Source organism: Mycobacterium aquaticum, assembly GCF_002086485.1.
Lineage (GTDB): Bacteria > Actinomycetota > Actinomycetes > Mycobacteriales > Mycobacteriaceae > Mycobacterium > Mycobacterium aquaticum.
Genome location: NZ_MVHF01000024.1, coordinates 37,816 through 64,267, shown reverse-complemented (window position 1 = coordinate 64,267; position 26,452 = coordinate 37,816). Strand labels below are relative to the sequence as shown.

The 26,452-nt window shown below is 68.1% G+C and carries 22 protein-coding genes; 6 read left to right on the top strand and 16 right to left on the bottom strand.

All coding sequences use genetic code 11. From position 1 onward, the window contains the following. Genes BST13_RS21920 through BST13_RS21910 form a run of 3 tightly spaced genes read left to right on the top strand, consistent with a single transcriptional unit; the run spans window position 1 to window position 4,517 of the window. Complete coding sequence (locus BST13_RS21920; protein WP_083166122.1) at window positions 1-2,037, top strand: bifunctional aldolase/short-chain dehydrogenase; 2,037 nt, start codon at window positions 1-3, stop codon at window positions 2,035-2,037. Window positions 2,038-2,065: 28 nt separating this feature from the next. Further along, window positions 2,066-3,508 (top strand): rhamnulokinase, encoded by a 1,443-nt coding sequence (locus tag BST13_RS21915; protein WP_083166121.1) that lies wholly within the window; start codon window positions 2,066-2,068, stop codon window positions 3,506-3,508. Window positions 3,509-3,524: 16 nt separating this feature from the next. After that, a complete protein-coding gene (locus tag BST13_RS21910) occupies window positions 3,525-4,517 on the top strand; it encodes a LacI family DNA-binding transcriptional regulator (protein WP_083166120.1) in 993 nt (330 codons plus the stop codon). Here the strand turns inward: BST13_RS21910 and BST13_RS21905 are convergent. From BST13_RS21905 to ligD, 4 genes are all read right to left on the bottom strand, one after another. Beyond that, window positions 4,514-5,122: a LutC/YkgG family protein gene (locus BST13_RS21905; RefSeq protein WP_083166160.1), complete on the bottom strand. Its 609-nt coding sequence runs from the start codon at window positions 5,120-5,122 to the stop codon at window positions 4,514-4,516. The two genes, BST13_RS21910 and BST13_RS21905, sit on opposite strands and share 4 nt — an antisense overlap. Then, window positions 5,119-6,582: a LutB/LldF family L-lactate oxidation iron-sulfur protein gene (locus BST13_RS21900; protein WP_083166119.1), complete on the bottom strand. Its 1,464-nt coding sequence runs from the start codon at window positions 6,580-6,582 to the stop codon at window positions 5,119-5,121. The genes BST13_RS21905 and BST13_RS21900 overlap by 4 nt, the downstream gene beginning before the upstream one ends. After that, entirely contained in the window at window positions 6,579-7,343 is a 765-nt protein-coding gene (locus tag BST13_RS21895; RefSeq protein WP_083166118.1) for a (Fe-S)-binding protein, read from the bottom strand. The genes BST13_RS21900 and BST13_RS21895 overlap by 4 nt, the downstream gene beginning before the upstream one ends. A 180-nt stretch (window positions 7,344-7,523) precedes the next feature. Beyond that, complete coding sequence (gene ligD / locus BST13_RS21890) at window positions 7,524-8,753, bottom strand: non-homologous end-joining DNA ligase (RefSeq protein WP_083166159.1); 1,230 nt, start codon at window positions 8,751-8,753, stop codon at window positions 7,524-7,526. 56 nt (window positions 8,754-8,809) lie between these two features. Between ligD and fadD2 the strand changes: the two genes are divergently transcribed. Together fadD2 and BST13_RS21880 are read left to right on the top strand one after the other, a co-directional pair. Further along, window positions 8,810-10,489, top strand: a complete 1,680-nt coding sequence (gene fadD2 / locus BST13_RS21885) for a long-chain-fatty-acid--CoA ligase FadD2 (protein WP_083166117.1) — start codon at window positions 8,810-8,812, stop codon at window positions 10,487-10,489. Between the two features lie 116 nt (window positions 10,490-10,605). After that, complete coding sequence (locus BST13_RS21880; RefSeq protein WP_083166116.1) at window positions 10,606-11,388, top strand: SDR family NAD(P)-dependent oxidoreductase; 783 nt, start codon at window positions 10,606-10,608, stop codon at window positions 11,386-11,388. A gap of 67 nt (window positions 11,389-11,455) precedes the next feature. On the opposite strand, the gene BST13_RS21875 is transcribed toward BST13_RS21880, so the two are convergent. The 6 genes from BST13_RS21875 to BST13_RS21850 form a co-directional block, all read right to left on the bottom strand. Continuing rightward, window positions 11,456-11,767, bottom strand: coding sequence for a hypothetical protein (locus tag BST13_RS21875; protein WP_083166115.1), 312 nt, complete (start codon window positions 11,765-11,767; stop codon window positions 11,456-11,458). Window positions 11,768-11,772: 5 nt separating this feature from the next. Then, the gene (locus BST13_RS21870) at window positions 11,773-12,051 is read right to left on the bottom strand and encodes a hypothetical protein (protein WP_342744311.1); all 279 of its coding nucleotides are present in this window, start codon (window positions 12,049-12,051) and stop codon (window positions 11,773-11,775) included. Between the two features lie 134 nt (window positions 12,052-12,185). Next, window positions 12,186-14,405 (bottom strand): acyl-CoA dehydrogenase family protein, encoded by a 2,220-nt coding sequence (locus BST13_RS21865; RefSeq protein WP_083166113.1) that lies wholly within the window; start codon window positions 14,403-14,405, stop codon window positions 12,186-12,188. A gap of 85 nt (window positions 14,406-14,490) precedes the next feature. Beyond that, window positions 14,491-15,456 (bottom strand): 2-hydroxyacid dehydrogenase, encoded by a 966-nt coding sequence (locus tag BST13_RS21860; protein ID WP_083166112.1) that lies wholly within the window; start codon window positions 15,454-15,456, stop codon window positions 14,491-14,493. Then, window positions 15,447-16,589, bottom strand: a complete 1,143-nt coding sequence (locus tag BST13_RS21855) for an alpha/beta hydrolase (RefSeq protein WP_083166111.1) — start codon at window positions 16,587-16,589, stop codon at window positions 15,447-15,449. Before BST13_RS21855 ends, BST13_RS21860 begins: the two co-directional genes overlap by 10 nt. After that, entirely contained in the window at window positions 16,586-17,215 is a 630-nt protein-coding gene (locus BST13_RS21850) for a TetR/AcrR family transcriptional regulator (RefSeq protein ID WP_083166110.1), read from the bottom strand. Before BST13_RS21850 ends, BST13_RS21855 begins: the two co-directional genes overlap by 4 nt. Before the next feature lie 101 nt (window positions 17,216-17,316). On the opposite strand from BST13_RS21850, the gene BST13_RS21845 reads away from it, so the two are divergent. Beyond that, entirely contained in the window at window positions 17,317-17,910 is a 594-nt protein-coding gene (locus BST13_RS21845) for a VOC family protein (RefSeq protein ID WP_083166109.1), read from the top strand. Here BST13_RS21845 and BST13_RS21840 read toward each other — a convergent pair. From BST13_RS21840 to BST13_RS21815, 6 genes are all read right to left on the bottom strand, one after another. Further along, complete coding sequence (locus tag BST13_RS21840) at window positions 17,880-18,704, bottom strand: SAM-dependent methyltransferase (protein ID WP_083166158.1); 825 nt, start codon at window positions 18,702-18,704, stop codon at window positions 17,880-17,882. The two genes, BST13_RS21845 and BST13_RS21840, sit on opposite strands and share 31 nt — an antisense overlap. A 275-nt stretch (window positions 18,705-18,979) precedes the next feature. Beyond that, a complete protein-coding gene (gene guaD / locus BST13_RS21835; protein ID WP_083166108.1) occupies window positions 18,980-20,263 on the bottom strand; it encodes a guanine deaminase in 1,284 nt (427 codons plus the stop codon). Next, entirely contained in the window at window positions 20,260-21,165 is a 906-nt protein-coding gene (gene xdhC, locus BST13_RS21830) for a xanthine dehydrogenase accessory protein XdhC (protein ID WP_245839765.1), read from the bottom strand. The genes guaD and xdhC overlap by 4 nt, the downstream gene beginning before the upstream one ends. Window positions 21,166-21,176: 11 nt before the next feature. Continuing rightward, window positions 21,177-23,567, bottom strand: a complete 2,391-nt coding sequence (xdhB, locus tag BST13_RS21825; RefSeq protein WP_083166106.1) for a xanthine dehydrogenase molybdopterin binding subunit — start codon at window positions 23,565-23,567, stop codon at window positions 21,177-21,179. Continuing rightward, the gene (locus BST13_RS21820) at window positions 23,564-25,024 is read right to left on the bottom strand and encodes a xanthine dehydrogenase small subunit (RefSeq protein ID WP_083166105.1); all 1,461 of its coding nucleotides are present in this window, start codon (window positions 25,022-25,024) and stop codon (window positions 23,564-23,566) included. Before BST13_RS21820 ends, xdhB begins: the two co-directional genes overlap by 4 nt. Further along, a complete protein-coding gene (locus BST13_RS21815; protein WP_083166104.1) occupies window positions 25,021-26,436 on the bottom strand; it encodes an 8-oxoguanine deaminase in 1,416 nt (471 codons plus the stop codon). Before BST13_RS21815 ends, BST13_RS21820 begins: the two co-directional genes overlap by 4 nt. Window positions 26,437-26,452 lie beyond the last annotated feature (16 nt).

Sequence of the window (26,452 nt, the reverse complement as noted above, 5' to 3'; positions counted from 1 at the left end):
ATGACGAATCCTAGTGTTGCCGAACTGATCGCCCGGTCCAATCGGTTGGGCGCAGACCCGAAGAACACCAACTACGCCGGGGGCAACACCTCGGCCAAAGGTACCGACATCGACCCCGTCACCGGAAACCCGGTAAACCTGTTGTGGGTCAAGGGTTCCGGTGGTGACCTCGGCACCCTCACCGAGAACGGACTGGCCGTGCTGCGGCTGGACCGCATGCGCGCGCTGGTCGATGTCTATCCCGGTGTCGAACGCGAGGATGAGATGGTGGCGGCGTTCGACTACTGCCTGCACGGACGCGGCGGTGCTGCCCCGTCGATCGACACCGCCATGCATGGGCTGGTCGACGCCGACCATGTCGATCACCTGCACCCCGACTCCGGCATCGCCCTGGCGACCGCCGTCGACGGCGAGGCGCTGACCGCCAAGATCTTCGGTGACCGGGTGGTGTGGGTGGCCTGGCGGCGCCCCGGGTTCCAGCTCGGCCTGGACATCGCGGCCATCAAGGAGCGCAACCCGCAGGCCATCGGCACGATCCTCGGTGGCCATGGCATCACCGCGTGGGGCTCGACATCGGCTGAGGCCGAAGCGAACTCGCTGGAGATCATCGAAACCGCCGAGCGTTACATCGCCGAGCACGGTAAGCCCGAGCCGTTCGGCACGCCGCTGCCCGGTTTCGAACCGCTGCCCGACGAGCAGCGCCGGACCAAGGCCGCTGAACTCGCCCCGTTCATCCGTGGTCTGGCCTCCACCGACAAGCCGCAGGTCGGCCATTTCACCGACGATCCTCGCGTGCTCGAATTCCTTTCCCGCAGTGAGCATCCCCGACTGGCCGAACTCGGCACCAGCTGCCCCGACCACTTCCTGCGCACCAAGGTCAAGCCGATGGTGCTCGACCTGCCGGCCGATGCGTCGATCGAGGACGCCAAGACCAGGCTGGCCGAACTGCACGCCGCCTACCGGGCCGACTACCAGGCGTACTACGACCGGCACGCCGATCCGGCGACGCCGCCCATCAGAGGCGCCGACCCGGCGATCGTGCTCATCCCGGGCGTCGGGATGTTCAGCTATGGCAAGGACAAGCAGACCGCCCGGGTGGCCGGCGAGTTCTACCTCAACGCGATCAACGTCATGCGGGGTGCCGAGGCGATCTCGGTCTACGCCCCCATCGACGAGTCGGAGAAGTTCCGTATCGAGTACTGGGCGTTGGAGGAGGCCAAGCTGGCCCGGATGCCGAAACCCAAACCGCTGGCCACCCGTATCGCGCTGGTCACCGGGGCGGCGTCGGGCATCGGCAAGGCCATCGCCACGCGGCTGGCCGCCGAGGGTGCGTGCGTGGTGATCGCCGACCTCGACGCGGAGAAGGCCGCTGCGGCGGCGTCAGAGATTGGCAATGGTGACGTCGCGATCGGGATCGCTGCGGACGTCACCGACGAATGTGCGGTGCAGGCCGCCATCGACGCCACCGTTCTGGCCTTCGGCGGGATCGACATCGTGGTCAACAACGCGGGGCTGTCGCTGTCGAAGTCGTTGCTGGACACCACGGTCGAGGATTGGGACCTGCAGCACAACGTCATGGCGCGGGGCTCGTTCCTGGTGTCGAAGGCGGCCGCGCGAGCGCTGATCGACCAGAAACTCGGTGGCGACATCATCTACATCTCGTCGAAGAACTCGGTGTTCGCCGGGCCCAACAACATTGCGTACTCCGCCACCAAAGCCGATCAGGCCCACCAGGTTCGGCTGCTCGCCGCCGAACTGGGCGAGCACGGTGTCAAGGTCAACGGCATCAACCCCGACGGCGTGGTCCGCGGTTCGGGCATCTTCGCCGGCGGTTGGGGAGCCAAGCGGGCCGCGGTCTACGGCGTGGCCGAGGAGGATCTCGGCAAGTACTACGCGCAACGGACCTTGCTCAAACGCGAAGTGCTGCCGGAGAACATCGCCAACGCCGCGTTCGCCCTGTGCACCTCGGATTTCTCCCACACCACCGGGTTGCATGTGCCGGTGGACGCGGGGGTCGCCGCGGCCTTTCTCCGATGAGCGCTTGCGCGAAGAGCCGAGTGTTCCGATGAGCGCCCAGGTCGCCGCCGTCGATCTGGGCGCGACCAGCGGCCGGGTCATGGTCGCCGACATCAGCGGTGACCGGTTCGACATGCGGACCGCTGCGCGGTTCGCCAACGACCCGCTGCGACTGTGGGACGGCACCCGTGACGTGTTGCACTGGAATGTGCCTGGGCTGTACGCGCATGTCATGGACGGGTTGGTCGGGGCCGGCCGGGACTGTGACAACCTGGTCGGCATCGGGGTCGACTCGTGGGCCGTCGATTACGGTCTGCTCCGCGATGGCCGGCTGCTGTCCTTGCCGCACCACTATCGCGACATCCGCACCGAGCGTGGCGTCGATCTCGTCCACGCGGTGATCTCTCCGGAGGAGCTGTACCGCCGCAACGGGTTACAGTTCTTGCCGTTCAACACCGTGTACCAACTCGCCGATGAGCGGGCGCACGGAATGCTCGAGCTGGCCGACACCGTGCTGCTCATACCGGATCTGGTGACGTACTGGCTGACCGGTGTCCTGGCCGCCGAACGGACCAACGCGTCGACCACCGGACTGCTCGGCCTGGACGGCACGTGGGACGGTGAACTGATGGCGCGGTTGGGGCTGTCGCGTCAGCTGTTCCCCGACATCGTGGAGGCCGGCAGCGGCCGAGGGCCGGTGCTGCCCAGCGTGGCCGAGCAACTGGGAGGTGCTGCCGAGGTGGTTTCGGTGGCCTCGCACGACACCGCTTCAGCCGTCGCCGCGATCCCGATGGATCCCGATCACGCCGCGTACATCTCCTGCGGGACATGGGGTTTGGTGGGTGTCGAGCTGCCCGGACCGGTCGCGACAGAAGCTGCGCGGCAGGCCAACTTCACCAATGAGGTAGGGGTCGGCGGCCGGATCCGCTTCCTGCACAACGTGATGGGGATGTGGTTGCTCAGTGAGACGCTGCGGCAATACCAGCGGGAAGGACACTCCGTCGAGCTCGCTGACCTGCTGGTACAAGCCGCGGATGCACCGACATCGGCCGACGTGTTCGACACCGATGACCCCCGTTTCCTGGCACCCGGCGACATTCCCGCCCGAATCTGCCAGTGGTACACCGAGCGCGGCAGGCCCGCCCCGGCCGGGCGGGTGCAGATGGTCCGGGCGATTCTGGAAAGCCTGGCCGCGGCCTTCGCCGCATCGGTGCGTACGGCCGCCGAGCTGTCGGGCGTCGACGTGCGGACGGTGCACATCGTGGGCGGGGGATCCCAGAACGAACTGCTGTGCCAGCTCACCGCCGACCGGCTCGGTGTGCCGCTGCTGGCCGGGCCGGTCGAGGCCACCGCCCTGGGCAACCTGCTGCTTACCGCACGTGCCCAAGGGCTCATCGACGGCGGCCCAGCGGAGTTGCGTGAGCGGGTGGCCCGCTGGTTTCCGCCGCGCCGGTACGTCCCGCGCACCAAGCGGGCCGCCGCAATGGTGTGATGGTGCCGTGGTGAGCATGCGTGAGGTCGCCGCCGCGGCGTCGGTATCGGTGGGCACGGTCTCCAATGTGCTCAACGCGCCGGACAAGGTCGCGCCTGCAACCGTGGCGCGGGTGCAGGCCGCCATCGACCAGCTGGGCTTCGTCCGCAACGACGCCGCCCGCCAGCTCAAGGCGGGCCGGTCCCGCAGTGTGGGTCTTGTGGTGCTCGACATCGGCAACCCGTTCTTCACCGACATCGCCCGGGCCGCCGAACGTCGCGCGGGTGAACACAACCTCACGGTTCTGCTTGGCACCTCCGACGACGACAGCGCCCGGGAACGTGCCTACATCGACGCCTTCGACGAGCAACGGGTGTTCGGCTTGTTGGTATCGCCGGTCGGTGAGGATCTCGCCCGGCTGAATGCGTTGCGGGACCGCGACACTCCCGTAGTGCTCGTGGACCGCGACGGCAGCGGTACGGCATTCGATTCGGTGGCGGTGGACGACGTTGCCGGTGCGCGGCTGGCTGTGCAGCACCTGTGTGCGATCGGACGGCGGCGCATCGCGTTCGTCGGAGGGCCTGCCACGCTCCGGCAGATCCGGGACCGCCGCCGGGGTGCTGCCGACGCTGTTGCGGAAACCCCTGGCGCACAACTGGAGATCGTCGACACCAGTGCGCCGAGCGTGCTCGACGGGCGCGCGGCCGGCGAGCGGCTGCGAGACCGCCGTCCCGAGGATCGCCCCGACGCAGTGTTCTGCGCCAACGACCTGTTGGCCATGGGGGTATTGCAGGCGCTGACCCTGATGGGTGAGGTACAGGTGCCTGGCGACATCGCGCTGGTCGGCTACGACGATATCGACTTCGCCCGTTCGGCCGTCGTGCCGTTGACCTCCGTGCGCCAGCCCACCGCCGAGATCGGGAGGACGGCGGTGGACCTGCTCATCGAAGCCGCCGAGGGCAGGGCGCGCGAGCCCAAACACGTGGTGTTCCAACCGGAATTGATCGTGCGGGACTCCACGGCGGGCTAGACGATCAGCACGTCGAGTGTGCGGGGGCCGTGCACCCCTTCCACGCGTTCCAGTTCGATGTCACTGGTGGCGCTGGGTCCTGAGATGAAGGTCAGCGGGCGGGTTGCGGTGAGTGCGGCGAATCCTTGTGGAACGGTGTCGACGATCTGGTCGGTGCGCACGACGCAGATGTGGTGGTCGGGTACCAGGGTGAGGGCACGACGGCCCTGGGCGGCGCCTGCGTCGAGCACGATGGTGCCGGTCGCGGCGATCCCGACGGCGCAGCCGGTCAGGACTGCGTCGGCCCCGTCGAGCGCGTCGATCCCGAGCGGCGGATCGTCGGCGATGGTGCGCACACCGGTGATCCAGTCGTCGGGCACGTCGGCGGGGATCACCACGGTGGCGTCGGCGCCGGTCAGTTCGCGTACCGTGGCGGCGATGTCGGCAGCGGCGATGCGGTGCACGCGGGCCCGGTACTCGGCCACCGTTTCGGCGAACCGATCCACATCACCCGGCCCGGTGAGCGGCTGGTGGTCGTAATCCCGCGGTACCGCAACGGGTTGCGGTGGCGCGCCGGCGAGGGCCGTGCGGATACGGCCGAGTATCTCGGTGCGTGGGTTGTTCATGACGTGCTCCCGTGCGTGCGGATCCACCACTGCCGGAACGTCTCTTTCGGTGGCTCGGGAATATCGCGGCTGGCAGTCCATTTCGACGCCGGCCACGGTAGCGCGGAGATGCGGTGATCGCGGCCTGCGACCAATCGTCCGGCAGCCATTGCCTTTTCGGCCAGCGAGAACCGCCCTGCCGAGGCCATCGTCCAGCCGGCGGCGCGCATGGCCAGATCCTGGCCGGACGGAAGACCGCCCCGCTCGGAGTCCACCTGCTCGGCGCGCAGGTGCACCAGGATCGACGGGATGTCGATGCGCACCGGGCAGGCCTCGAAACACGCTCCGCACAGCGATGATGCGTAGGGCAGGCTGGCGTTGGGGTCGTCGTGGCCGGTGGTTCCGGTGAGTTGTGGGCTCAGGATCGCCCCGATCGGGCCCGGGTACACGGACCCGTACGCGTGGCCGCCGGTGCGTTCGTAGACGGGACACACATTGAGGCATGCACTGCACCGAATGCAGTGCAGCGCAGCGCGTCCCACGTCGTCGGCGAGGACGCGGGTGCGGCCGTTGTCCAGCAGCACCAGGTGGAACTGCTGCGGCCCGTCGCCGGGATGCACCCCGGTCCACATCGAGGTGTAGGGATTCATGCGCTCGGCGGTCGACGAGCGGGGCAGCAGCTGCATGAACACCTCGAGGTCGGAGAACCTCGGCACGATCTTCTCGATGCCCATCACGGTGATGAGGGTCTGTGGCAGCGTGAGGCACATCCGGCCGTTGCCTTCGGATTCCACCACGGCCAGCGTTCCCGTCTCGGCGACACCGAAATTCGCGCCGCTGATCGCGACCTTGGCGGTGAGGAACTTGCGCCGCAGATGCGCCCGGGCGGCCATCGCCAGCACCCGAGGATCGTCGGTGAGCTCACCGGCATCGGGCATCTCCCGGGTGAAGATCTCGCGGATCTCCGCCCGGTTGCGGTGGATCGCTGGGACCAGGATGTGGCTGGGCTTGTCGTGGCCGAGTTGGACGATCAGTTCGGCCAGGTCGGTCTCGAACGCCGCGATGCCTTCGGCTTCCAGGTATTCGTTGAGCCCGATCTCCTGCGTGGCCATCGACTTGACCTTGACGACTTCGTCGGCCCCGGCGTCGCGCACCAGTCCGGCGACGATGCGGTTGGCCTCGTCGGCGTCGCGGGCCCAGTGCACCACCCCGCCGCGTGCGGTGACGTTGCGTTCGAGTTCGTCGAGCAGTTCGGGTAGCCGGGCCAGCACGTCTTGTTTGAGTGCGCTGCCCGCGGCGCGCAGTTCTTCCCAGTCGGCGCATTCGCGTATTGCACCCAGCCGCTTGGCCCGAATGGTGTGGGTGGCGTGGCCGATGTTGCGGCGCAGCTGGGAGTTGGCGAGTGCGGCGCGGGCGGCCTTCGGGAAGGATTCGTCGCCGCGCAGATTGCCCACGCCCGGGGTGCCCAGGAATGTGGTCATGCTCCCCTCCCTTTCGCGTCGCTGCGCTCGTCCCGCGCCGCCAGGATCTCCGCCAGATGCACGGTGCGCACCCCGCTGCGCAACCGGCTGAGGCCGCCGCCGATGTGCATCAGGCACGACGAATCGCCGGCGCTGCATGCCTCGGCGCCGGTTTCGAGGATGTTGGTCATCTTGTCGGTGAGCATGGCCGTGGAGGTGTCGGAATTCTTCAGAGCGAAGGTTCCGCCGAAACCGCAACAGGATTCGGCTTCGGGTAGCTCCAGCAGGGTCAGGCCGCGGACATGGCGCAGCAGGCGCAGCGGCTTGTCGCCTACGCCAAGCATGCGCAGCGAGTGGCATGTCGGGTGATAGGTGACCCGGTGCGGGTAGTAAGCGCCGACATCTTCGACACCGAGCACATCGATGAGGAATTCCGACAGTTCGTAGGTGCGCGCCGCGATCGCCTCGGCGCGGGTGGCCAGTTCCTCGTCGCCTGCTCGGCGTGCGACCATGGCGTGCTGGTGACGCACCGACCCCACGCAGGACCCGGATGGCGCGACGACGGCGTCGCAGTCCGCAGCGTCGAACACCTGCACGTGGTTGCGTACCACGGCGGTGGCCTCTCTGAGGTATCCGGTGTTGACATGCATTTGGCCACAACAGGTTTGGCCGGGTGGAAACACGACTTCGTGCCCGAGTCGCTCCAGCAACTCGACCGTCGCGATGGCGGCAGGCGGGAACAGGGCGTCAGCCAGGCAGGTCGCGAACAGCGCGATTCGCATGACGCCTCAGGCTACCGGCGGCGCCGCGCCCGCGGCTGCAAACTCGTGGGACCACAGGGTCATGCCGGAGGCCTCCCACGATCGTTGAAACGTTTCAATCATCTGTGACGAACGTAGTGTGACGGCAGTCAGGTGTCAACGTGGGACCCGCGTTCGACACACGCCGGGACAACGGCACGATCAGCCCTGCCGCCACTGCTTGCCCGAATAGTTCTCCCACGGGCTGTAATCGGCGATCAGCTCCTCTTGCGGCGGGCGCTCGGCCTCCGGCACGTGCTGCAGATTGATCCGGATGCGGTACCAGATGGAGCTGGGGCCGCGCATGCCGTCGACCAGGATGTCCACTGGTTCAAGCCGTTGAGCGACAGCCGGATACCGCTCGCGCCACACGTCCAGCGCCGCCATCGCCTCGTCACGGGTCTTGGTGCGGGCGATCTCGATGAGCGGCATCGTCGAAACCCGCCGCCCGTCGCGGGATGCGCCCGTGGGGGCTTTCTCGGCGGGGCCGAGTTTCTCGGCCAACTCCAGCAGCGCGTCCAGGCTGCCTGGTGCGTCGTCCATGCCTTCCCACGGATCGCCGATGTCGGCGAACCGGGCAGGCACCGTGGAGATCGTGAATCGTTCGGGCCGGCAATCCGGCACCTCGTCCCACCGCAATGGCGTGGACACCCGTGCATCGGCCGTAGCGCGCACCGAGTAGGCCGAGGCGACGGTACGGTCCTTGGCGTTCTGGTTGAAATCGACGAAGACGCCTTCGCGCTCCTCTTTCCACCAGTGCGCCGTCGCCAGCTCCGGAGCGCGTCGCTCCACCTCCCGCGCCACGGTCTGGGCGGCGAGGCGAACCTGCTTGAACGGCCAGCGGGGGTGGATGCGGGCGTAGATGTGAAAGCCCCGCGAGCCCGATGTCTTCGGCCACGAGGTCAGGCCGTGATCTTGCAGCACGTCGCGCGCTATGAGTGCCACCTCGACGATCTGGCGCCAGTCGACGCCCGGCATCGGGTCCAGATCGACGCGCAGTTCGTCGGGGTGGTCGAGATCTGTCGCCAGCACGGGGTGCGGGTTGAGGTCGACGCAGCCGAGGTTCACCGCCCACACCAGCCCGGCGGCGTTGTCGATGACGGCTTCCTTGGCCGATGTGCCCGACCGGTATTTGAGCTCGGCGACATCGATGTAGTCCGGGCGTTTCTCTGGCGCGCGCTTCTGAAAAATCGCCTCGGCGGTGATGCCCTTGACGAACCGTTTGAGAATCATCGGACGCCCGGAAACCCCGCGCAGCGCACCGTCGGCAACCGCGAGGTAGTAGTCGATCAGATCCCGTTTGGTGACGCCGGCGTCAGGGAAAATCACCTTGTCCGGGTTGCTGACCGACACCTGCAGACCATCCACATCCAGTGTCACACCACCGGCCATCAGCTCATGGTAGCCATCCCACCCGACTGCGACCCGCGTCACATATTGTGGGCCCCATGCCAAGTCTTTCTGACCTGCCGGCGCAGGTCGCGGGGAAAGCCCAGCGATACCTTGACCGCGGTGCCGCGGAGTTGCACTACGCACGCAAGATGTTCGAGGCAGGCGCGTTACGCCTGGAACCGCCGCAGAACATGGCGGCGATGCTGGCCGACATCGTGCGCTGGGGCGAGTTCGGCATGATTCCCGCGCTCAACGCGCGTCGTCACCCCAACCGCACCGCGGTCATCGACGACGACGGCGAGCTGACCTTCGGCGAACTCGACCAGGCCGCCCATGCGGTTGCCAACGGCTTGCTGACCATGGGGATCACGGGCGGAGACGGCGTCGCGATCCTCGCTCGCAACCATCGGTGGTTCCTGATCGCGGTGTACGGCGCTGCCCGCGCAGGCGCCCGGATCATCCTGCTCAACAGCGAGTTCTCCGGGCCGCAGATCAAGGAGGTCGCCGAGCGCGAAGGCGCCAAGGTGATCATCTACGACGACGAGTACACCGCGGCGGTCGCGCAGGCCGAACCAGAGCTGGGCAAGCTGCGCGCCCTGGGCAAGAACCCGGATAAGGAGGAACCGTCGGGCAGCACCGACGAGACCTTGGCCGATCTCATCGCCCGCAGCAGCGGCAACCCCGCGCCCAAGGTCACCAAGCATTCGTCGATCATCATCCTGACCAGCGGCACCACTGGCACGCCGAAGGGCGCCAACCGCAGCACTCCGCCGTCGCTCGCACCGATCGGCGGCGTCCTGTCGCACGTTCCGTTCAAGGCCGGCGAGGTGACCTCGCTGCCCGCCCCGATGTTCCACGCGCTGGGCTTCCTGCACGGCACCATCGCGATGATGCTCGGCACCACGCTGGTGCTGCGCCGCCGCTTCAAACCGGCCACGGTGCTCGCGGACATCGAGAAGCACAAGGTGACGGCCATGGTGGTGGTGCCGGTCATGCTGTCGCGCATCCTCGACGCCCTCGACCAGACCTCGCCCAAACCAAATCTGTCGTCGCTGCGCATCGTGTTCGTCTCCGGTTCGCAGCTGGGTGCCGAGCTGGCGACGCGCGCGCTCAAGGATCTCGGGCCGGTCGTCTACAACCTGTACGGCTCCACCGAGATCGCGTTCGCGACCATCGCGCGGCCCAAGGATCTCTCGATCAACCCCGCGACGGTCGGTCCCGTGGTCAAGGGCGTGCGGGTGAAGATCTTCGACGACAACGGCAACGAGGTGCCGCAGGGTGAGGTCGGGCGGATCTTCGTCGGCAACACCTTCCCGTTCGAGGGCTACACCGGCGGAGGCGGCAAGCAGATCATCGACGGCATGCTGTCTTCGGGCGACGTCGGCTACTTCGACGAACACGGCCTGCTCTACGTGAGCGGCCGCGACGACGAGATGATCGTCTCCGGCGGCGAGAACGTGTTCCCGGCCGAGGTCGAGGACCTGATCAGCGGGCATCCCGAGGTCGTCGAGGCCACGGCGCTCGGTGTCGAGGACAAGGACTGGGGTGCGCGGCTGCGTGCCTTCGTGGTCAAGGCCGAGGGCGCCACCATCGACGAGGACGCCATCAAGACCTACGTCAAAGACCACCTCGCCCGGTACAAGGTGCCCCGCGAAGTGGTGTTCCTCGACGAGCTGCCCCGCAATCCGACCGGCAAGATCCTCAAACGCGAGCTGCGGGACATCGAGCTGGACTGACTTTCTCCGGCGAGCAGACACTGCGGTGCCCGACACGCCGTCGTTCGAGTACCGCCACGTCTGCTCGCCGTGAGCATCGGGGAATAGCCGGGACCGCCGAGAGGTAGTACTGCGACGTGAACATCGACCTCACGGGAAAGACCGCACTCGTCACCGGCTCGACGCAGGGCATCGGGCTGGCCATCGCAGAACACCTCGCCCGCAGCGGCGCCCGCGTCGCCGTCAACGGCCGCACCGCGGAGCGGGTCGACGAGGCCGTGTCCAAACTGGCGGGCCTCGACGTGATCGGCGTGGCCGCCGACGTGTCCACCGAGGAGGGGACGGCCGAACTGCTGCGGCAGCTGCCCGCCGTCGACGTCCTGGTGAACAACCTCGGCATCTTCGGCGCGGTGCCGCCCATGGAGATTACCGACGAACAGTGGCGCACCTACTTCGACGTGAATGTCCTTGTCTCGGTACGACTCATCCGCAGCTACCTGCCCGGGATGATCGAGCGGGGGTGGGGCCGGGCGATCCAGATCGCCAGTGACTCGGCGATCGTGATCCCTGCCGAGATGATCCACTACGGCGTGTCGAAAACTGCACTGCTGGCGGTATCGCGTGGTTTCGCCAAGGAGGCCGCCGGTACCGGCGTGACGGTCAACTCGGTGATCGCCGGGCCGACGCACACCGCGGGTGTCGAGGATTTCGTCTATCAGCTCGTCGACAAGTCGCTCCCGTGGGATGCGGCGCAGCGGGAGTTCATGATCAAGTACCGGCCGCAGTCGCTGCTGCAGCGGTTGATCGAGCCGGAAGAGATCGCGAACATGGTGGCCTATCTGGCGTCGCCGCTGGCCTCCGCGACCACGGGCGGCGCGTTGAGGGTCGACGGCGGTTACGTCGACTCGATTCTGCCCTAGGCCCAATGGCCAGTTGTTGCACGGATTTTCGTGGATTGCGTGCCACAACTGGCCGCTGGGCACTGTCCTACGACGACAGTATCGCTGAACCCGGCACGGCCAGGCAGACGAGCGAGAGGGCCAAGAGGAACCAGCCTGCGCCATGCCAGATGGGCCACGTCCCGCCGGCTTTCCACACCTGATACGTGCGCACGAATGCGCCCACACCGCCGACGAACAGCACAGTGGGGACCAGAACGGCGGACAGTATCGAGTGGTCGCCGATGAGTGCGTACGACGCAAGAGCCACGCCTGCCACGGCCACGACACACACCACGTACGTGACGGCCGACCGGAACATCTGTGGGTCGTGCCAACGCTTTTCGACGTCGTTGGTCATCGTTCTCACGGCCCGTTCACGTACCACGACAGGCATCCCGGCTTGCCGCGGCACGCGATGATGGCTCCGGCGTCGGGAGCCGCGCCGCGCACCCGCGGCATCCTGGGCTGTAGGTTACAGTTCACGATGTAGGGGTTCCACGGAATGACGCCGTCTACACATGGGTCGGCACGAGTTTCGGTGGGCCCTGGAGAGATCTGCTGAATCACCGCCGTCGGTGCGATCACAACCGACAGCGCTGCGGCGCCCACGAACACCGGGCGCAGTACACGTTGCCTGAACATCTTCATCACCAATGCCAACCGTCTGTGACGTCCGCCTATTTCGACGGTAGCACCGGATATGCCCGGCGAGCAGACACAGAATCGCACTCTGGAGGCACTCAAAGTGCGATTCTGCGACTGCTCGCGGGAAAAGATTAGGGATCGCGGGGCAGGCCCAGCAACCGTTCGGCGATGATGTTGAGCTGCACCTCCGAGGTGCCGCCGTAGATGGTGGTGGCCCGGCTGGCCAGCAGGTAGTCGGCCCACCGGCCGGGTTCGCCGGTGCCGATCGCACCCTCGGTGCCGAAAGAGGCCACGGCGAATTCGGCATAGCCCTGACCGGTTTTCATCGACAACAGCTTGGAGATCGCGGCGGCGGGCATCGCGTCGCCACCGGCCAGCGTGAGCAGGGTCGAACGGAGGTTGAGCACCTTGGCCGCGTGCCCTTCGGCGATCAACTGGCCTGCCCGGTTCTGCTCGATCTGGTCGAACTGGCCGTCTCGCACAAACTCCACGAACTGGTCCAGGTTGGCCAAGAAGGGCGGTTCGCTGCTGCCGATCGACACCCGTTCGTTGGTGAGGGTGTTGCGGCTGACCTCCCAGCCACGGTTCACCTCGCCCAGCACCATGCTGTCGGGTACGAACACGTCGTCGATGAACACCGTGTTGAACATCGCGTTGCCGGTCAGCTCGCGCAGCGGCTTGACCTCGATACCCGGCGACTTCATGTCGAGCAGGAAGTAGGTGATGCCTTGGTGTTTTGGAGCGCTTGGGTTCGTTCTGGCCAGCAGCGCGCCCCACGCCGAGTACTGCGCACCCGTCGTCCAGATCTTCTGCCCGGTGATGCGCCAGCCGCCGTCGACCTTGGTGGCCTTGGTGGTCAGGCTCGCCAGGTCCGATCCCGCGCCCGGCTCGGAAAACAGCTGGCACCAGATTATTTCGCCGCGGAAGGTGGGCGGCAGGAACCGTTGCTTCTGCTCGTCGGTGCCGAACGCCACGATGGACGGGATGATCCAGGCGGCGATGCCCATCTGTGGCCGCTTCACCCGGCCCGCGGAGAACTCCTGGGCGATGATGATCTGTTCGATCGGTTCGGCGGCGCGGCCCCATGGCTTGGGCAGATGCGGCTGCACCCAGCCGCCCTCGGCGATGGCGATGTTGCGTTCCTCGCGCGGAATCGCTTTGAGGGCATCGACTTCCGCGCGGATCTCCGCCCGCAGTTTCTCGGTATCGGGGTCGAGGTCGATGTCGACGGGGCGCATCCCGGTGGTGGTCGCGGTGTCGACCACGCGCTGGGGGTATTCGGCGGCCCGGCCGAAAGAGGCCGCCAGCACCAGTGCGCGGCGGTAGTAGACGTTGGCGTCGTGTTCCCAGGTGAAGCCGATGCCACCATGCACCTGGATGCAGTCTTGCGTGCAGTGCTGTGCCGCGGCAGGGGCGAGCGTGGCAGCGACGGCTGCGGCGAATTCGAAATGCGCCTCCGCTGAATCGTTCTCGCGCAGGTCGTGCGCCTCGTCCAGGGCTCGCGCGGCGTCCCAGACCGCCGCGGTGGCCCGCTCGGTCTCGGCGATCATCCCGGCGCACTTGTGTTTGATGGCCTGGAACTGACCGATCGGCCTGCCGAACTGCTCACGGATCTTGGCGTACGCCGCGGCGGTATCGGTGGCCCAGCGCGCCACACCGATGGCCTCGGCGGCGAGCAGGGTGGATATCACTGCGTGGGCCAGTGGCCGGCTGAGGTGCGTGAGGACGCGGGTGGCTTCGTCGTCGGAGCTCAGTTCGACCGCGTTGGCCCGCACGTGGGCCAACGGACGCAGTGGGTCGACGCTCTTGACCGGCTCGATCTCCAGCCTGTCGGCGTCAAGGACCACCCACTCCTCGCCGGAGTCGATCGCGACCGGAAGCACCAGGACCGAGGCCTGTGCGGCGGCGGGCACCGCCCGCACTTCGCCGCGGATCACGAGTCCGTCGCCGTGCCGCGTCGCGGTCAGCCCGGAATCGATGGCGTATGCCGCGATCGCGTCTCCGGAGGCGAGCCCGGCCAGCACGTTGGCCACCGGATCGTGCGCTGCGATCAGGGCGCTGGCTATCGCCGACGAGACGAACGGCCCAGGCACCGCGCCGTAGCCGAACTCGGCCAGCACGATGGCCAACTCGAGGATTCCAAATCCTTGTCCACCAACGAATTCCGACAAGTGCACGCCCTGCAGGCCTTGCTCGGCCGCGGCCTTCCAGAACGGCGGGGGATTGGGGATCGGGTTTACCCAGTCGGCGTCCAACGCCTCGTGCAGCACCTCGGACGGTGCCACGCGGGCCACGAACGATCGGACCGAATCGGCGAGGTCGGTGTGCTCAGACGTGATGGCAATGGGCATGCGGTTCCTCCGTTGGCGGCATTTCCCGATTAACCGGTGGGTCGGGTTCGAGGGTACGCCGGGGTGATCGGCGCCACGCCGGGGCCTAGGTCACCTTGTTCACTACGTTGACCAACGGCTGTCCATCGTGGATGCGCCGGCAGTTGTCCACTGCCGCCTTCAGATAGCGCCGCATGGTGTCGACGGTGTACCAGGCCACGTGTGGCGTGAGCACCACGTTCTCCAAACCCAGCAACGGGTGCCCTGGCGGAATCGGCTCGACTTCGAACACGTCGAGCCCGGCTGCGGCGATCTGTCCGGTGCCCAGGGCTTCGAGCAGGGCGGTCTCGTCGATGATGGGACCGCGCGCGGTGTTGACGATGACCGAGCCAGGCTTCATCGACGCCAGCGCGTCGGCGTCGAGCAACCCGCGGGTGGCGTCGGTCAGCGGCACATGCAGAGACACGATGTCGCTGGTGGACAACAACTCTGGAAGATTGCGCCAGCGGGGATGGCCGGTGTTGCGGGTGCTGGTGTGCAATACATCGGCGTCCATGGCCGTGACGATCCGCTCGACCCGGTGCGCGACATTGCCGTAGCCGATCAGCCCGACCGTGCAGCCGCCGATGTCGCGGACCGTCTCACCCAGGGTCGGATCGGTCGGCCAGCCGTCGCCCTCGCGGGTGTACTGGTCGAGTTCGATCAGCCGCCGCAGCGCGGCCAGCATCAGCAGTACCGTGCCCTCGGCGACGGAGGCCGCGTTGGCGCCGGGCATGTTGGCCACCAGGATCCCCAATTGCGTGGCGGTGTCCACGTCGATGGTGTTCACCCCGGCGCCCATCTTGTGCACGAGTCGCAGCCGCAAAGCGCGGTTCAGATCATCGCCGGTGATCGGCCGCAGCACGTGCCAGAGCACCTCGGCCTCGGGCAGCTCCCGGTAGAACGTCGCGTCGTCGTCCTCGGCGCAGAACCGGACGTCGAGCCAATCAAGATGGGGCGCAAGGAAATCCAGTACCTTCTCGCCTGGCTCGAAGTGTGCGAGGACCCGGATCGGGCCCGGATTCACCGCCATCTCTTGCCGATCCAGCGTGCGATGGTGTCGGCTTGCTCGCTGCGGGCACCCGGCGTGGTGAAGTAGTGGTCGGTGTTGATCGAGCACTGCGTCTTGTCGGTGCTTGCGAGCGCGCCGTAGATGCGCTGCGCATCGGAGGGGTAAACCCCCGTGTCCTGGTCGGCGTTGATCACCAACGCGGGACAGTGGATGCGGGCCAGGTGCGGTTCGGCCCTGGTCTGGGCGTGGCGCAGGCTCCACATCCCGAGCCAGTTCCGCAGCGTGGTGGCCGCGGCGATGCCCCGCGCCGAGCGGTTGGCCTTGACCGGAACCCCGGCGTAGCACAGGTTGGCCTGCCGTGCCGTCGGCTCGATGGTCGGGTCGACCATCCTGGGGTCGGCCCACGTGCGCAGCACTGTGAACGGGCGGTCCGAAAATCCGGCGGCCTGGACGTGTTCGAGTTCCTGCTCGACCCAGTCGGTGATGGCGTCGTTGCGGGCGATCTGGGCGGTCCGGTAGCGGGCGACGAACTCGGGTGCGAAGGGTGGGCCGTTGCGCTGGTCGAACAGATCCAGTGCGGGATCGCTGGCCACCGCGTCGTTCTCGTCGATCACCGACGCGTCCATCCACGCCGTGAGCACGTCGGGGCGTCCCGGGTGGGCGGCGCTGGCGATGTATCCGTCGGCCGGTGGCAGATCGCCGACGCCTGCCGCCGGGCGCATGCCCTCGAGCGGCGTGATGTGCCGGTCGACTGCCTGGGCCTGGTAGGCGGCCATCAGCGAGCCGCCGCCCGAATTGCCGAGCAGCACCACGGTTTCGATGCCCTGGACCTCACGCAGCCAGCGCACCCCGACGCCGATGTCCACCAGTGCGTGGTCGAGCATGAAACTGCTCTCGAAGCCGCGGAAGCGGGTGTTCCACCCGAGGAAGCCGATGCCTCGGGTGGCCATGTAATCGGCGAGATAGTGCTCGGAGAAGTCGATCTGGTAGTGGGTGGCGATCATTGCCACCTTGGGTTTGCGGCCGACGCCGCGGTAGTAGATGCCCTGACACGGGTGTCCGCCTGCGCCGGCGCGACGTGCGGTGGGGGACTCCAGTCCGACGAACTCACGGACCACACCCGCAGCCACCGATGCCCCGGAGGTTCTGCTCATGGACGCGCGCTCTCCTTGTAGTAGATGGTCCGGTAGAAGATGTTGGCCAGGGTGGTCACGCAGGCCTGGTCATCGACATCGGCCGCGTTGCCTCCCGATAGCTGCGTGTAGCAGAACTGGTTGAGTGTCGACACCAGTGCGACGGCGGTCAGGTGTGGATCGTCGTCCGGGCAGAAGCCCTGGCGCTGAGCATGTTTGACCATATCGGTGATCAACCCTATGGGCAGTTCGCAGATCTCGGCCCAGTACCGGGCGAAATCCTCGTTGACCATGGCGAGCTGGTACACGCTGATGATCTCGGCGAGCCGGTGCCGGTAGGTCTGCCAGTGGGCGGCCGCGGCTTCGTACGAGCGTTCCCAGCCGGACAACCCGGGCTTGGCGCCGGCACGCGCGCGGTCGCGGGCCTCGTCGCGGAAGCGCAGAGCCCATTCGCGGACCATGGCCTCCTTGGAGTCGTAATAGTTGTAGAACGATGCCGTGGACCGGCCCGCTTCCGAGGCGATATCGGCGATGGTCGTGGCCAGAATGCCCTTGCGGGCGATCACTTCCCGCGCGGCCGCATCGATGGCGGCCTGGGTCTGCCTGCCGCGTGCGGTCGGCAGTTGCTCACGGGGGCTGACGGTCACAGGACTCCTTGTTCGAGCGTTGATCCAATCTGAATCTGATGTTAGATTCAGATTGGGAGCCACGCCAGTGCTCGGCGGGTTCGCAGCGGAGGAGTCGCGACGTGATCAAGCCCAACTATCCCAATTCCGAGTTCGAGCTCGGCGGCATCAACCATGTGGCACTGGTGTGTTCGGACATGGAACGGACCGTCGACTTCTACACCAATGTGCTGGGCATGCCCCTGGTGAAATCGCTGGATCTGCCCGGCGCCATGGGGCAGCACTTCTTCTTCGACGCGGGCAATGGTGACTGCGTCGCGTTCTTCTGGTTCCGTGACGCGCCTGACGGCGTACCCGGGGTGTCGGCGCCTGCCGCGATCCCCGGTATCGGCGAGATCGTCAGTGCCACCGGCTCGATGAACCACCTGGCGCTGCATGTGCCCGCCGAGAAGTTCGATGAGTACCGGCAGAAGCTCAAGGACAAAGGCGTGCGGGTGGGCCCGGTGCTCAACCATGACACCAGCGCCATGCAGGTCTCGCCGACCGTGCATCCGGGTGTGTACGTGCGCTCGTTCTACTTCTTCGACCCGGACGGCATCACGCTCGAATTTGCCTGCTGGACCAAGGAATTCAGCGACGAAGACGCCCACGTGCCACCGAAGACGGCGGCGGACCGCCAGCCGGCTCAGGCGCCTTTGGCTGCCTCGACGAAGTAGCCGCGCGGTACGTTCGGCACGTCCAGCGGCACCGCGGGCGCGAACCACCGGTTCCAGCGGTTGCCGGGTTCGGCGACGTCCGTGACGACGGCCGACCAGCCCAGCCGTTCGCTCAGCTCGCCGGGCTCATCGGTGCCGAACAGCCATGGCGCGCTGTTGCGCGCCATGTGCTCGCGGACCGCCGTCAGCATCACGTTGTCCAGCAGGGTCTTGCCGACCACGTCGTACAGCAGCACCGATCCCGGTGCCGAGACCGCATCGATCCGCTCGAACAGGGTGCGCACCGCGGACTCGTCGAGGTACTGCAGCAGCCCTTCGATCAGCCAGACCGCCGGGCGCTGGGGATCGAAGCCGTCCGCCTGCAGTGCGGCGGGCCAGTCCTCGGCCAGGTCGATGCCGATGGCGACGCGGCGGCAGCGCGGCTGCTCACTGCCCAGTGCCTCGGCCTTGGCGGCGATCACCGCAGGTTGGTCCAGTTCGTAGACCGTGGTGTTGTCGGGCCACGGCAGGCGATAGGCCCGGGCGTCCATCCCGGCGGCGAGGATCACCACCTGATCCACCGTCGCGACCGCGCGGAGCAGGGCCTCGTCCCAGAAGCGGGTACGCACCACGATCTGCAGCGTGCTCTTGTCGCCTGCGGTGGCGATGGCCTCCTCGAGCAGGCGTTGCCCGGATTCACCGGCGAGCTTCTCGGCGAACGGATCGGTGAACAGTCGGTCGTCGCGGCGGGATTCCTCGGCGCGGATGGCGGCCACCATCAGCCCGGTGTCGGCCACGCCTTGTCCAGAACTCATGACGCCATCATGCGGCTCTGTTCGGCGAGCGTCTTGGATATTTTTGCCGTACGGCGCAAGCTGATCGGCGCTGCCCCGAACGGTGGCCGTGGTGCCCAGGCCGTAGAGAACGCCCGTAAGTAGTTCGAGCAGAGTCGGATTCGAGACTTCGTGCCACTCCTGGTGGAGCGATGCGTCCACGTCGGCGGCCAGGCGCATGCGTCGAGCGACCGTGCTTGTCGCACAAAGCGGTCACCGTGTTCGAGGATGAGATCGCGGCGGCGCTGGGTGCGGTGTCAGCGGAGCCGGTCGCCGCTGACCCAGACCCCACGCACGTCGGACGGCCCGGCCAGCGCGAAAACTTTGGCGAGGGCGTCGTCAGAATCGGCGGCGTGCGCCAGCACCAGGCCCAGGGTGCTGCCGGGGTCCGGATCGACCCACACCGCGTCGAATTGTTTGCCCACCGACAGATCGCCGATCTCGCTGTCCATCTCGAGCGCGGCTGCTCCAGCCGCGGTGGCCAGGTACAGCATGTGCGCTGCGGTGAGCGGCAGGCCGTCCGCCCCGAGCAGGGCCTGCATGAAGTAGGACTGGAGGCCCTCGCGCAGCAGTGAAAAGCTGGTGCCCGCGCCCACGTCGGTGCCCAGCGCCACCCGCACCCCGCGTTCGACGTGCCGGCGCAGCGGGAACAGCCCGCTGCCCAATGCACTGTTCGACGACGGGCAGTGCGCCACGCTCGCTCCCGCCGCGGCCAACTGGTCCAGTTCGGCATCGTCAGGGTGCACGTTGTGCGCCAGCACGCTGCGCCGCCCGAGCAACCGGTGGCGGCCGTAGGTGTCCACGTAGGAGTCGCATGTTGGGAACAGCCCGCGCACGGTGTCGACCTCCGCGGTGTTCTCATTGACGTGCGAGGTGAACAGTGCGCCGTCGACGTCGCTCAGCAGCTCCGCGCAGGACTCCAACATCGCGTCACTGGTCGAGAGCGAGAACCGGGGCGTGACGGCATAGCGCAGTCGGTCCTTTCGATGCCAGCGACCGGCCAGCGCCAACCCGTCCGCGTGCGCCTGCTCCGGGGTGGTCAGCAGCTCAGGGCGCAGCAGCCGGTCGCTGACCACCAGCCCGGCGCTGACCCGCAGCCCTCCCGCTGCGGCCTGCTCGAACAGGCAGTCCACCGCGGGCGCGAAGTGTGCCCCGAACACCAGTGCGGTCGTGGTACCGGCGCGGATCAGCCCGTCGACGAACTCGGCCGCCACCGTGCGCGCGTAGTCGGCGTCGGCCATCTTGGCCTCCTCCGGCAGCGCGCACCGGTCCAGCCAGTCCAGCAGCGGCATGCCGAGCGCGCCGATCACCCGCACTTGGGGGAAGTGGACGTGGGTGTCCACCAGACCGGGCAGCACCACGCCGCCGGTCATTTCGACCACCTCGGCATCCGGGTTGGCCGCACGGACTTGGGCGAACGGTCCCCGGTGGGTGATCACACCGTCGGTCACCGCGATCCCGGCGTCGGCCTCGACCCGCAGAACCCCGCCGGTGAACGGCGATTCGGGGGTGTCCAGTACGGTCCCGCGGTAGATCGTCATCGGGTCACCTCCGCTTCCTCGGAGCTCACCTCGGCGCTCACCTCGGTATCTCGTCCTCCTCGCGTGCGGTCGGTATCTCGTCCTCCTCGCGTGCGGTCGGTACTCGCCGGACGTTCGCGCTGGAACCGCAACAACAGGTCGGCGGCCACGCTCACCGCGATGGTCGCCGGCTCCTTACCGGTGATCTCCGGAAGCCCGATCGGTGTGGTGATGCGAGCCAGCGCCGCCTCGCCGTGGCCTTCCTCAGACAGCCGCTTGGCGAACCGGCGCCACTTCACCGAAGACCCGATCAGACCGATCGAGCCCAGATGTCCGCAGCACAAGGCGGCGTCGCAGAGCGCGATGTCCTCGGCGTGGTCGTGGGTCATGAGCAGCACGTGGCAGCCGGCCGGCAGCTCGCCGAGCACCAGCTCCGGCACCACCGCGTGGTGGGTGTGCACCCGGGCCTCGGCATCGACGGTGAGCGCGGCCAACCGCTCCGGCTCGACGTGCCGCGCGCGGGAGTCCACCAGGTGCAGCTCGATGTCGTGGCGGGCCAGGATCCGGGCCAGCTCACAGCCGACGTGACCCATCCCGAAGATCGCCACCGCAGGTACCGGGTGCAGCGGCTCGAACAGCACGCTCACCTCACCGCCGCAGCACTGGACGCCGTGCTTGGCCGGAGCCCGTTCGGTGAGGCCCCAGGTCTGGGTCTCCGGCTCCCGGCGGCCCGCGGTCAGCAACTCGCGCGCCGCGAGCAGCGCGGACTGCTCGAGGTTGCCGCCCCCGATGCTGCCCCAGCACTCGTGTGCGGATACGAGCATCTTCGCGCCGGCCTCCCGGGGCGCATGCCCGCGCACGGCCGAAACGGTGACCAGCACCGCCGGCACCCGCTGCTCACGCAGCCGCGCCATCGCGCTCATCCAGTGCATGGTTAGGCGCCGCCTCCGGCGACCTGGACGGCGGGTGCATCCTTGGGCCGCATGGGGGCCTCCGGGGAGCGGGCACGCTGGATGGCCCAGAACACCTGCTCCGGGGTGGACGGGCAGCCCAGCTCGACGCAGTGCCCGACCGGGCCGAACGCGGCGACCGCCTCGCGCAGTGCCTCCCGCACGCTGAAGGCCAGCATCAGGGGCGGCTCGCCGACCGCCTTCGACCCGTAGACGGCGCCGTCTTCGTGCGCCTTCTCCAGCAGCGTGACGTTGAACTCCTGGGGCATCTCCGAGAAGCTCGGCAGCTTGTAGGTGCTCGCGGCCTGGGTGGCCAGTCGGCCGCGGGACGGCCCGTCGCCGGTGTCCCATCGCAGGTCCTCCAGGGTCAGCCAGCCGGCGCCCTGCACGAAGCCGCCCTCCACCTGGCCGAGGTCGATCAGCGGGGACAGGCTGTCACCGACGTCGTGCACGATGTCCACTCGGCGCAGCCGGTAGGCCCCGGTGAACCCGTCCACCTCCACCTCGCTGGCGGCCACCCCGTAGGCGAAGTACTTGAACGGCGAACCCTGCATCCGCTTGCCGTCCCAGTACAGCCCCGCGGTGCGGTAGAAACCGGCCGCCCACAGCTGCACCCGCTGGTGGTAGGCGAGGTTCACCAGCTCGGCGAAATCGAGAACGCGGTCGGTTTCCGCCAGCCCCGTCACCTTGCCGTCGGCGAACCGGACGTCGGCCGGGTGCACGCCGCCGAGCTCTTCGGCGGCCACCTCGGCCAGCCGCGCCTTGATCTGCTCGCAGGCGTTCTTCACCGCGCCGCCGTTGAGGTCGGCGCCCGAACTGGCCGCGGTGGCCGACGTGTTGGGCACCTTGTCGGTACGGGTCGGCGCCAGCCGTACGCTGGACAGCGGCACCCCGAGGGCGGTCGCTGCGACCTGCAGCATCTTGGTGTGCAGGCCCTGGCCCATCTCGGTGCCGCCGTGGTTGATCAGCACCGAGCCGTCCTTGTACACGTGCACCAGCGCGCCGGCCTGGTTGAACGCGGTCAGGTTGAACGAGATGCCGAACTTGACCGGGGTGATTGCCAGCCCCCGCTTGGTGTGTTCGTGGGTGGCGTTGAACGCCTCGATCTCGACCAGCCGCCGATCGACGTCGCCGCTCTCCAGCACCTGGTTCCAGGCCCGCTCGATGCGCTCCGGATGGCGTACTTCCTGCCCGTACGGGGTGGTCTGCCCCGCAGTGTAGAAGTTGCGGCGGCGCAGCTCGCGGGCGCTCAGGCCGAGCGCGGGTGCACACTCGCCGAGGATGTTCTCGATCACGAGCATTCCTTGCGGACCGCCGAACCCGCGGAACGCGGTCTGCGACGTCTTGTTCGTCTTGGAGATCCGCCCGTGCACCTCGATGTTCGGAATCCAGTAGGCGTTGTCGATATGGCACAGTGCGCGGCCCTGCACCGGCTCAGACAGGTCCAGGCTCCAGCCGCCGTCCGCCGTCAGCGTGGCGATCAACGCCTGGATCGTGCCGTCCTCGGCGAAGCCGCATTTCCACACCGAGTGGAAGCCGTGCCGCTTGCCGGAGATGGTGATGTCCTGCGTTCGGTTGAATCGGACCCGCACCGGACGTCCGGTGATCACGGCACCCAGCGCCGCGACAGCCGCGTAGCCGTGCGGCTGCATCTCCTTGCCGCCGAAGCCCCCACCCATGCGCAGGCACTGCACGGTGACTTCGTGATTCGCCTTGCCCAGCACGTGCGACACGATGTCCTGAGTCTCGGTCGGGTGCTGCGTCGAGGACTGGACGAAGATCTGCCCGTTCTCGTCGATGCTGGCCAGCGCCGCGTGGGTCTCCAAATAGAAGTGTTCCTGCCCGGCAAACTCGAACTCGCCTTCGAAGACGTGCGCGCAGCCTGCGAAGGCCGCATCCGGGTCGCCGCGGCGCAGCACGGGCCGAGCACCCTGATAGCTCTCCGCGGCAATGGCCTCCTTGATCGTGATCAACGATGGCAGCGGTTCGTATTCGACGGCGACCTTGGTTGCGCCGATCCTGGCTGCTTCCAGGGTCTCGGCGAGCACCCAGCACACCGGGTGCCCGTAGTACATGACCTCGCTGGGGAACAGGGGCTCGTCGTGCTTGACCCCGGCGTCGTTCACCCCGGGCACATCGGCCACGGTGAGCACGTACACCACCCCGGGCACTGCCAGCGCCGGTGCGGTGTCCAGCGCGCGCACCCGGGCGTGCGCGTGCGGGGCTTGCACCGGGTAGGCGTGCAGCGTGCCCGGGTAGCGGCTGACCAGGTCGTCTGTGTAGAGGGCCAACCCAGTGACGTGCAGGTCCGCGGCCTCGTGGGGCATCTCGATGCCGACGACCGGCTGCGGTGGGCGGGTGCTGAGATCACTCATGACGCTTTCCCCTCTGGTACTGCAGATTCGGCGTGGAACTTGAGCAGCGACTGCTCGAGCATCGCCGCGCGGAATGCGGCACTGGCCCGGTGGTCGTCGATGGGGGTGCCCTCGCGGCCGAGCACGGCGGCGGCCTCCCGTGCGATGTCAGCGGTCCACGGGCGACCGCGCAGCGCGTCCTCGGTGGCGGTGGCCCGAATCGGGGTCGCCGCCACCCCGCCGAGGCCGATGGCGACGCGTTCGACGACACCTTCGGCGACCTCAAGGGCGAACGCGATGGCCACGCTGGAAATGTCGTCGAACCGTCGCTTGGCGATCTTGTGGAAGGCAACCATCGAGGCCAACGGCAGCGGGATGCGTACCGCCCGGATCAGCTCGGCGGGCTGTTTCGCCGTCTGTCGGTAGCCGGTGAAGTAGTCGGCCAGCGCGACCTCGCGCTCGCCGCCTGGTCCGGCCAGGACCAGCGTCGCCTCCAGGGCCAGGAGCGCAGGCGGGGCGTCACCGACGGGCGAGGCGGTGCCCAGGTTGCCGCCAAGGGTCGCGCCGTTGCGGATCAGCCGGGACGCGAACTGCGGCCACAGCTGGTCCAACAGCGGGATCCGCCCTGCCAGCAGCCGCTCGGCTTCGGACAGGGTGAGCGCCGCACCGAGCTCGATTTCGGAAGGGCCGACCTCGAAGGTGCGCAACTCAGGGAGCCGGTCGACGGCCACCGCGAACGGGGCACGGGTGCCTCGCAGGTTGACCTCGACGCCCCAGTCGGTGCAGCCGGCGATCACGGTGGCGTCCGGCCGCTCGGCCAGCAGCGCGACCGCCGCGGCCAGGTCGGCGGGTCGGACGAATTCGGTGTCGCCGACCCGCACCCGGGTGGCAGGCGCGGTAGGCGCCGGCGTCGCGCAGCGCTGCACGAACGGGTCGTCAGCGGCCGGAACGTCCAACGCATAGGCGGCATCCCGGATCGGGCGGTATCCGGTGCACCGGCACAGGTTTCCGCTCAGCGCGTGCAGATCGAACCCGTTCGGCCCGTGCTCGTGATCGGCTGCCTGATGGCCGTTGCTGCTGGGGTCGGTCGGGGCGCGGTCCGGCCGGTAGTACTCGGCGGCCATCGAGCAGATGAAGCCGGGCGTGCAGTAGCCACATTGGGAGCCGCCGCGATGCGCCATCTCCTCCTGCACCGGGTGCAGAGCACCCGGCTTGCCGAGACCCTCGGCCGTCACCACCTCCTGGCCGTCCAACAGCAGCACCGGCACCAGGCACGCGTTGAGCGCGGTCCACCGGGTGCGGCCATCCCCGTCGGGCCGGGTCACCATGATTGAGCAGGCGCCGCACTCGCCTTCGGCGCAGCCCTCTTTGGCGCCCGTCAGCCCTTGATCGCGCAGCCAGTCCAATGCGGTGACGTACGGCTCGATATCGACGACCGGGCGCTTTTCACCGTTGACCGTGACACTGGGTGTCGTCATGACGCCGTTCCTTCCTTGCAGGTCACGGTACTCGCGCGAGCCAGGAGCGTGCGGTGTGCGCGGACCGCGGATTGGGTGAGTGCGTGCTCGTCGACGGTGACCACGCGGTCCCGCTCGACCACTGTTCGGCCGCCGACCATGAGCAGTTCAAGTGGCGGGGCCGCGCCCAACACCAGGGCGGCGACCGGGTCCACAACGTCGGCGTGCCCGAGACCGTCGACCCGCCACACCGCGATGTCGGCCAGCTTGCCCGGCTCGAGCGATCCGATCTGGTCATCCCAGCCGAGCAGCCGGGCCCCGCCGATGGTGGCCAGCTCGAGCGCGTCCCGCACCGCCAGCGCCTGCGGGCCGCCGCGGGCGCGGGCGAACAGCAGGGCGTGCCGGACCTCCTCGATCAGCGAGCAGGCCTCATTGCTGGCCGCGCCGTCCACGCCGAGGCCGACCGGAACCCCGGCCGCGCGGAGGTCGGCGGTGCGCGCGATGCCGGCGCCGAGCCGGGCGTTGGACGACGGGCAGTGCGCGACGCCGGTCCCGGCGGCCGCCAGCTTCTTGATGGCCGGGTCGTCGAAGTGGATGCCGTGGGCCAGCCAGACGTCGTCACCCAGCCAGTCCAGCGTCTCCATGTACTCGACCGGGGTGCGACCGAACCGCTCCCGGCAAAAGTCCTCCTCGTCGATGGTCTCCGCGAGATGGGTGTGCAGACGCACCCCCTTGTCCCGGGCGAGAGCTGCGGATTGCCGCAGCAGGTCCCCGGTCACCGAGAACGGCGAGCACGGCGCGAGCCCGATGCGCAGCATCGAGTCGGGGCCCGGGTCGTGGTGCGTGTCGATCGCGGCGACGCTCGCGGCCAGGATGGTGTCGATGTCCTCGACGACGTGGTCGGGCGGCAATCCTCCGTCGCGGCGACCGAGATCCATCGAACCGCGCGTAGGCATGAAGCGCAGACCGACCCGGCGGGCCGCGTGAATCTCCGCACCGAGTACGTCCCCGCCGTCGGCTGGGAACACATAGTGGTGATCAGTCGAGGTGGTGCAGCCCGTGCGGGCCAGCCAGGTCAGGCCGGCGGCTGCCGCGGCCCCGACGATGTCCTCGTCGATGCCGCCCCAGACCGGGTACAGCGTGGTCAGCCAGCCGAACAGGCCGTCGTCGACGGCCAGCCCCCGGGTCACCCATTGGTAGAGATGGTGGTGGGTATTCACCAGACCCGGAGTGACCAGGCAGCCGGTCACGTCGATGCGCGTGCCGTCCAGCTCCGCCGGAGCCCGACCCGACCCGACCGCCACGATCCGGCCGTTCTCGATCACCACGTGCCCGGTCGGGTGCTCGGTCCGTGCGCCGTCCATGGTCACCACGGCGGCACCGTCGAGGATGGTGCGGGCAGGTGGCACGGTAGATCCCGCAGCCGATGTCATCCTGTTGCCTTCCAAT

Excerpts from the sequence above, each read along its gene's own strand:
- BST13_RS21920 (WP_083166122.1), top strand. The coding sequence starts at position 1 with ATGACGAATCCTAGTGTTGCCGAACTGATCGCCCGGTCCAATCGGTTG.
- BST13_RS21915 (WP_083166121.1), top strand. The coding sequence starts at position 2,066 with ATGAGCGCCCAGGTCGCCGCCGTCGATCTGGGCGCGACCAGCGGCCGG.
- BST13_RS21910 (WP_083166120.1), top strand. The coding sequence starts at position 3,525 with ATGCGTGAGGTCGCCGCCGCGGCGTCGGTATCGGTGGGCACGGTCTCC.
- BST13_RS21905 (WP_083166160.1), bottom strand. The coding sequence starts at position 5,122 with ATGAACAACCCACGCACCGAGATACTCGGCCGTATCCGCACGGCCCTC.
- BST13_RS21900 (WP_083166119.1), bottom strand. The coding sequence starts at position 6,582 with ATGACCACATTCCTGGGCACCCCGGGCGTGGGCAATCTGCGCGGCGAC.
- BST13_RS21895 (WP_083166118.1), bottom strand. The coding sequence starts at position 7,343 with ATGCGAATCGCGCTGTTCGCGACCTGCCTGGCTGACGCCCTGTTCCCG.
- ligD (WP_083166159.1), bottom strand. The coding sequence starts at position 8,753 with ATGGCCGGTGGTGTGACACTGGATGTGGATGGTCTGCAGGTGTCGGTC.
- fadD2 (WP_083166117.1), top strand. The coding sequence starts at position 8,810 with ATGCCAAGTCTTTCTGACCTGCCGGCGCAGGTCGCGGGGAAAGCCCAG.
- BST13_RS21875 (WP_083166115.1), bottom strand. The coding sequence starts at position 11,767 with ATGACCAACGACGTCGAAAAGCGTTGGCACGACCCACAGATGTTCCGG.
- BST13_RS21870 (WP_342744311.1), bottom strand. The coding sequence starts at position 12,051 with ATGTTCAGGCAACGTGTACTGCGCCCGGTGTTCGTGGGCGCCGCAGCG.
- BST13_RS21865 (WP_083166113.1), bottom strand. The coding sequence starts at position 14,405 with ATGCCCATTGCCATCACGTCTGAGCACACCGACCTCGCCGATTCGGTC.
- BST13_RS21860 (WP_083166112.1), bottom strand. The coding sequence starts at position 15,456 with ATGGCGGTGAATCCGGGCCCGATCCGGGTCCTCGCACACTTCGAGCCA.
- BST13_RS21855 (WP_083166111.1), bottom strand. The coding sequence starts at position 16,589 with ATGAGCAGAACCTCCGGGGCATCGGTGGCTGCGGGTGTGGTCCGTGAG.
- BST13_RS21840 (WP_083166158.1), bottom strand. The coding sequence starts at position 18,704 with ATGAGTTCTGGACAAGGCGTGGCCGACACCGGGCTGATGGTGGCCGCC.
- guaD (WP_083166108.1), bottom strand. The coding sequence starts at position 20,263 with ATGACGATCTACCGCGGGACCGTACTGGACACCCCCGAATCGCCGTTC.
- xdhC (WP_245839765.1), bottom strand. The coding sequence starts at position 21,165 with ATGAGCGCGATGGCGCGGCTGCGTGAGCAGCGGGTGCCGGCGGTGCTG.
- xdhB (WP_083166106.1), bottom strand. The coding sequence starts at position 23,567 with ATGAGTGATCTCAGCACCCGCCCACCGCAGCCGGTCGTCGGCATCGAG.
- BST13_RS21820 (WP_083166105.1), bottom strand. The coding sequence starts at position 25,024 with ATGACGACACCCAGTGTCACGGTCAACGGTGAAAAGCGCCCGGTCGTC.
- BST13_RS21815 (WP_083166104.1), bottom strand. The coding sequence starts at position 26,436 with ATGACATCGGCTGCGGGATCTACCGTGCCACCTGCCCGCACCATCCTC.